Annotated in this window: 7 protein-coding genes and 1 pseudogene; 2 read left to right on the top strand and 6 right to left on the bottom strand. The window is 73.0% G+C overall.

The genetic code is table 11. The annotated features are described in order from the left end of the window. Nucleotides 1–51: 51 nt before the first annotated feature. The 5 genes from KBX53_RS20755 to KBX53_RS20735 form a co-directional block, all read right to left on the bottom strand. A complete protein-coding gene (locus KBX53_RS20755; RefSeq protein WP_030335749.1) occupies nt 52–687 on the bottom strand; it encodes an FMN reductase in 636 nt (211 codons plus the stop codon). After that, nucleotides 684–1,826: an LLM class flavin-dependent oxidoreductase gene (locus tag KBX53_RS20750; protein WP_030335748.1), complete on the bottom strand. Its 1,143-nt coding sequence runs from the start codon at nt 1,824–1,826 to the stop codon at nt 684–686. Before KBX53_RS20750 ends, KBX53_RS20755 begins: the two co-directional genes overlap by 4 nt. 164 nt (nt 1,827–1,990) lie before the next feature. Continuing rightward, nucleotides 1,991–2,266 (bottom strand): ubiquitin-like small modifier protein 1, encoded by a 276-nt coding sequence (locus tag KBX53_RS20745; RefSeq protein ID WP_030335746.1) that lies wholly within the window; start codon nt 2,264–2,266, stop codon nt 1,991–1,993. A 2-nt stretch (nt 2,267–2,268) separates the two neighbouring features. Continuing rightward, entirely contained in the window at nt 2,269–3,354 is a 1,086-nt protein-coding gene (locus tag KBX53_RS20740; protein WP_210861121.1) for an exo-alpha-sialidase, read from the bottom strand. An 88-nt stretch (nt 3,355–3,442) separates the two neighbouring features. Continuing rightward, nucleotides 3,443–4,084, bottom strand: a complete 642-nt coding sequence (locus tag KBX53_RS20735; protein WP_051708752.1) for a DNA-3-methyladenine glycosylase — start codon at nt 4,082–4,084, stop codon at nt 3,443–3,445. 135 nt (nt 4,085–4,219) lie between these two features. Here KBX53_RS20735 and KBX53_RS20730 point away from each other — a divergent pair, with 135 nt between their 5' ends. Further along, complete coding sequence (locus tag KBX53_RS20730; protein WP_036412188.1) at nt 4,220–4,660, top strand: hypothetical protein; 441 nt, start codon at nt 4,220–4,222, stop codon at nt 4,658–4,660. Nucleotides 4,661–4,737: 77 nt separating this feature from the next. Beyond that, a complete protein-coding gene (locus KBX53_RS20725) occupies nt 4,738–5,091 on the top strand; it encodes an MmcQ/YjbR family DNA-binding protein (RefSeq protein ID WP_030335740.1) in 354 nt (117 codons plus the stop codon). A 110-nt stretch (nt 5,092–5,201) separates the two neighbouring features. Here KBX53_RS20725 and KBX53_RS20720 read toward each other — a convergent pair. Continuing rightward, a pseudogene (locus KBX53_RS20720) lies at nt 5,202–5,490 on the bottom strand (lyase family protein); the annotation flags it as partial.

The following is a 5,490-nucleotide window of genomic DNA, read 5'->3' as shown; positions in this document are numbered from 1 at the left end:
GTCAGGCGGCGATCCAGCACGCGCACTGCCCGGTGCTGGTCGCCCACCCGGTCAGCTGACCGTCGGGCCGTCGCCCCGGCCGAGCATCTGCAGGAAATCGGTCGTCAGGGCGAACGGGTCGGCCGGCCCGGTGGCCGGTGGTCGGCGCTCGATCTGGTCGGCCAACTCCCCGGCGGCACGCCGGATCCGTGCGCGCAGCGCGCCGTCGGCGGTGCCGTCGGACCAGTCCTCCGGGGCGGCGAAGACCGCCGTCGGGACCACCACCGACCGGAGGTAGGCGAACATCGGGCGGACGGCGTGCTCCAGAGCGAGGGAGTGTCGGGCGGTGCCGCCGGTGGCGCCGATCAGCACCGGGCGGTCGATCAGCGACTCGGCATCCAGCACGTCGAAGAAGGACTTGAACAGCCCGTTGTACGAGGCACTGAAGATCGGGGTGACGGCGATGATCCCGTCCGCCCCGGTCACCGTGTCGATGACCTCGCGCAGCGCCGCGGGCGCGAACCCGGTGAGCATGTTGTTCACCACGTCGTGGGCGTACTCGCGCAGGTCGACGACGTGCAGCTGCACCTCGGAGCCGCGCCGGACCAACTCGTCGCGGGTGGCCGCGGCGAGCTGGTCGGCGAGCAGCCGGGTCGACGAGGGCTGACTCAGCCCCGCCGAGATGACGGCCAGGCTGCGGCGGGTCATCGGGTCGCCCCCTCCGGTGCCTTGCCGGTCACGTCGTCGACGGCGTGCACGGTGCTGTCCTTGGCGCCGCCGGCGGCGGCGACCAGCGAGGCGTGCGTCGGCGCGGCCGGCACGTGCGCCGGACGCAGCGCGTCGAACTCCTTGCGCAGCACCGGCACGACCTCCTCGCCGAGCAGGTCGAGCTGCTCCAGCACGGTCTTCAGTGGCAGACCCGCGTGGTCCATCAGGAACAGCTGCCGCTGGTAGTCACCGACGTACTCGCGGAAGCCGAGGGTGCGGTCGATGACCTGCTGCGGGCTGCCCACGGTCAGCGGCGTCTCCCGGGTGAACTCCTCCAGCGACGGCCCGTGCCCGTAGACCGGGGCGTTGTCGAAGTAGGGCCGGAACTCCCGGACCGCGTCCTGCGAGTTGCGGCGCATGAACACCTGCCCGCCGAGGCCGACGATCGCCTGGTCGGCGGAGCCGTGGCCGTAGTGCGCGAACCGCTGGCGGTAGAGCCCGATCATCCGCTGGGTGTGCTCCTTGGGCCAGAAGATGTGGTTGGCGAAGAAGCCGTCACCGTAGTAGGCGGCCTGCTCGGCGATCTCCGGGCTGCGGATCGAGCCGTGCCAGACGAACGGGGGCACGCCGTCGAGCGGGCGCGGCGTCGAGGTGAACGACTGCAACGGGGTGCGGTACTTGCCCTTCCAGTCGACCACGTCCTCGCGCCACAGCCGGTGCAGCAGGTCGTAGTTCTCGATGGCCAGGGGGATGCCGGCGCGGATGTCCTTGCCGAACCACGGGTAGACCGGGCCGGTGTTGCCGCGGCCCATCATGAGGTCCACCCGGCCACCGGACAGGTGCTGGAGCATCGCGTAGTCCTCGGCGATCTTCACCGGGTCGTTGGTGGTGATCAGCGTGGTGGCGGTGGACAGCAGCAGGCGTTCGGTACGCGCCGCGATGTAGCCGAGCATGGTGGTCGGTGACGACGGCACGAACGGCGGGTTGTGGTGCTCGCCGGTGGCGAAGACGTCCAGGCCGACCTCCTCGGCCTTCAACGCGATCGCGACCATCGCCTTGATCCGCTCATGCTCGGTCGGCTCCCGACCGGTGGTCGGATCGACAGTGACGTCACCGACGGTGAAGATTCCGAACTGCATGACCAGCTCCTCGCGTGTCAACCAGGTGCCGTCGTGGTACCCGGACGCAGGCCACAACTTATTTGACGACGCAACTATTCCGTCGGCGGGACGCCCCGCAGTGGCGCCGGTCACTCGCCGCAACCCGACACCCAGGTCGACACCGCCCGGCGGTGCCGGCGCGGTCAGCCGCCCGCGACCGAGGGCAACACCTGCACCTCCGCGCCGTCGCTGACCGGGGTGGCCAGACCGCCGGAGTGACGGCAGTCCTCCCCGTCGACGAAGACGTTGACGTAGCGGCGCAGCTCGCCACGCTCGTCGCGGATGCGCCGAGCCAGCCGGGGGTGCGCGACGGCCATTTCGTCGAGGACCGCCCGCAGCGTCCCGGCGGCGGTGACGCTCAGCCGACTCGCACCTCCGGCCTCGCCGCGTAGCGGGCCGGGCAGCAGCACGGTGACCATGCTCAGACCTCCGCGGCGCGAACGCAGAGCACGTCGGGCAGGTGCGCCGCGACCGTCGACCAGGAGTCACCCTCGTCGCGGCTGGCGAAGACCGAACCGGAGCGGGTGCCGAAGTAGACCCCGCCGGGGCTGGCGTCATCGGCGCACATCGCGTCGCGCAGCACCGCCGGATAGAACGGCCCCTCGGGCAGCCCGACCGACAGTGGCTCCCACTTGCCGCCGGCGTCGGCGGAGCGGAACACCCGACAGCGGTGATCGGTCGGGAACCGCTCCCCGTCGGCCACCAGCGGGAAGGTCCACACCGTGCCGGCACGCCCCGGGTGGGCCACCATCGGGAAGCCGAAGTCGCTGGGCAGCCCGTCGGCGATCGAGGACCAGGTGCGGCCGTCGTCGTCGGAGCGGTAGACGCCGTGGTGGTTCTGCGCGTACAGCCGCTCGGGGTTGCCGGCGTCCCGGGCGACCTTGTGCACGCACTGGCCGAACTCCGGCCACTCGTCGGGCATGAAGTAGGCGCGGATGCCGGTGTTACCCGGCGTCCAGCTCGCCCCGGCGTCCTCCGAGCGGTAGACCCCACCGGTGGACATGGCGACCAGCAGCCGAGCCCTGTCACGCGGGTGGGGCAGCACGGTGTGCACGGCCTGACCGCCGAAGCCGGCCTCCCACTGCGGACGGTGCGGGTGGTCCCAGAGGGAACGGACCAGCTCGAAGCTGCGGCCACCGTCGGTCGACTTGAACAACGCCGAGGGCTCGGTGCCGGCCCAGACCACGTCCGGCTCGTCGGGGCCGGCCGGCGTCAACTGCCAGACCCGCCCGAGGGAGACGCCGGTGTCGGCCGGGAACGCGACCGGCGCCTGGTCGGGCTCGTCCCAGGAAGCACCGAGGTCGTCGCTGGTGGCGACACTCGGGCCGAAGTGTGAGCTGGTCATGCCGGCGAGCAACCGTGGGGTGGGACGGCGGGTGTCGATAGCCACCGCGTAGACACCGGTCATCGGAAAGTGTGGACCGGTGATCTCCCAACTGCGCCGGTCGTCAGTGCTGGTGGCGAGAAACAACCCCTTCGCCGTGCCGATCGCGAGCAGCGTTGCCATGGCGTCCTCCGTACCGTCGGTGAGCAGGTGCGGTGATTATGGCCACACCCACTGACACACTCCGCCGCTCACACGCCGCCGGGCGCGTTCAGCGCCGGACGCGGGGCACGTGCCGGCGGTACGCGCTCACAGTGGGATCGCCGTCCAGCCAGAACCGCCAGGGCAGGTCGTGCGCGCCGGTCACGCCCACCCGGGGACCCGCCGCCACCGCCTCCTGCGGCACCGGCCGGGCCGGCGGCCGCAGCCGGACCGGGCCGTCGCCGAGCAGGTACGCGCCGTACGCCTCGCGGTCGATGCCGAGCGCGGAGCAGAGCCGGGCGGGCCCCCGGGCCAGGTCCACGTCCCGCCGGATGGCCGGCCGGCGCTCCCGTGCGGTGGCCAGCCCGTCGACCACCTCACCGGCGCGCAGCAGCACGGCGGTGGCCGTCCCCTCGACCCCGGTGACCACGTTGACGCACCAGTGCATGCCGTAGGTGAAGTAGACGTAGGCGTACCCGGCGGGGCCGAACATCACGGCGTTGCGTGGAGTGCGGCCCCGATGGGCGTGCGAAGCGGGATCGCCGCCGGTTCCCGCGTACGCCTCGACCTCGGTGATCCGGACGGTGACCCCGCCGGCGTGCAGGCGGCAGCCCAGCAGCCCGCGCGCCGCCGGCAGCAGGGGCCCGGCGAGCAGGTCAGCCAGGGCCGCCAGGTCGGGGTCGCTGGTGCGGTCACCGGGCAGCAGGGGCATGCCCCCGACGGTACCCATCCCGCCGACCCGGCAGCCGAGCGGGCGATGCGCGCCCGGGGGTCGGCCGCGAGCGGACCCACGACGAGATTTGAACGTTCTGTTGACAACCGGACGTTGATGATGTGTGCTCGGGGTATGACGACGGACGATCCGTTCACCGCGCCCCACCCGGCCCGCGCCCGCGCCCACCGCACGCACGAGGCGTTGCACCGGATCGCCGAGCGGCACGCCGGCACCGACGCCCAGCGGGGCCGCTGGGCCCACCCGTACGTGCTGGACCCGTGGGAGGCGGTCGCCCTGGTCACCGCGCTGGCCGCCGGCGGGGCCGAACGCGAACCGACGGAGGAGCCGGTCGACGCCGCCGACCTGACCGCCGCGCTGACCCTGCTGCCCCACGTCCGCGCCGAGCTGGACGCCCTGGAAGCCGGCCTGTTGACACTGGCCCGCGACCGGGGGCTGACCTGGCAGGCGATCGCGTACGGGTTGGGGTTGGGCAGCGCACAGGCGGCCCGACAGCGCTACGAGCGGGTCGCCGCCCGCTCGTCCGAGCAGACCGCCGGATCCGGCGCGTCCTGAGCACACACCCGGATCGGCACGTCGCGCCCGCGACGGCGGTCGGGCGGGCACACTGTGCGCACGACGAGGAGGCACCCATGGAGCGCGCGGAGATGCTGGCGTACTGCCTGGCGAAGCCGGGAGCATGGCTGGACCAGCCGTGGGAGGGCGACGAGGTGGTGAAGGTGGGCAGCCGGATCTTCGCGTTCCTCGGCAGCGCCGGGGGCAAACCGACGGTCGGCGTCAAGTGCGGGCCGACCCGGGAGGTCGCCGACGAGTGGCTGCACCGACACCCCGGCGACGCCAGCGTGATGGCCTACATCGGCCGGTCCGGGTGGAACACGCTGCGCCTGGACGGCGGGATCGGCGACGAGGAGCTGACCGAGGCGGTCGACTCGTCGTACGACATGGTGGTGGCGAAGCTCCCCAAGCGGGAGCGCCCGACGGCCTGAACCAGCCGTGGCGCCGGCGGCCGACGCCGACGCCACGGCACAGCTCAGCGCGGAACGACCCGCTCGGCGGCCCACTCCCGCCAACCGGCCAACCGGTCCGCCGCGGCGGCGACCTGGTCGTTGCGGGACCGGCCGGCGCGCAGCTTGCCACCGAGGCTGCCGAGGCGCTCCAGCAGGCCACGCTCCAGCGCGGTGTGCACGTCCTCGTCGTCGATGGTGGGCCGGAACGCCCCGGAGGCGCAGGCGGCCTCCAGGTCGTCCAGCGCGGCCAGCATCCGGCCCAGCTCCTCCGGGTCGAGCAGGCCGGCGCCGGCGAGGACCCGGGCGTGCGCCCGGGAACCGGCGATGTCGTACGGGGCCAGCCGCCAGTCGAACTGCACGCTCACCGACAGTCGGGCG

Origin of the sequence: Micromonospora sp. M51, assembly GCF_018070305.1 — a bacterium.
In the GTDB taxonomy this organism is placed as follows: domain Bacteria; phylum Actinomycetota; class Actinomycetes; order Mycobacteriales; family Micromonosporaceae; genus Micromonospora; species Micromonospora parva.
This window is presented reverse-complemented; position numbering and strand designations above follow the sequence as displayed.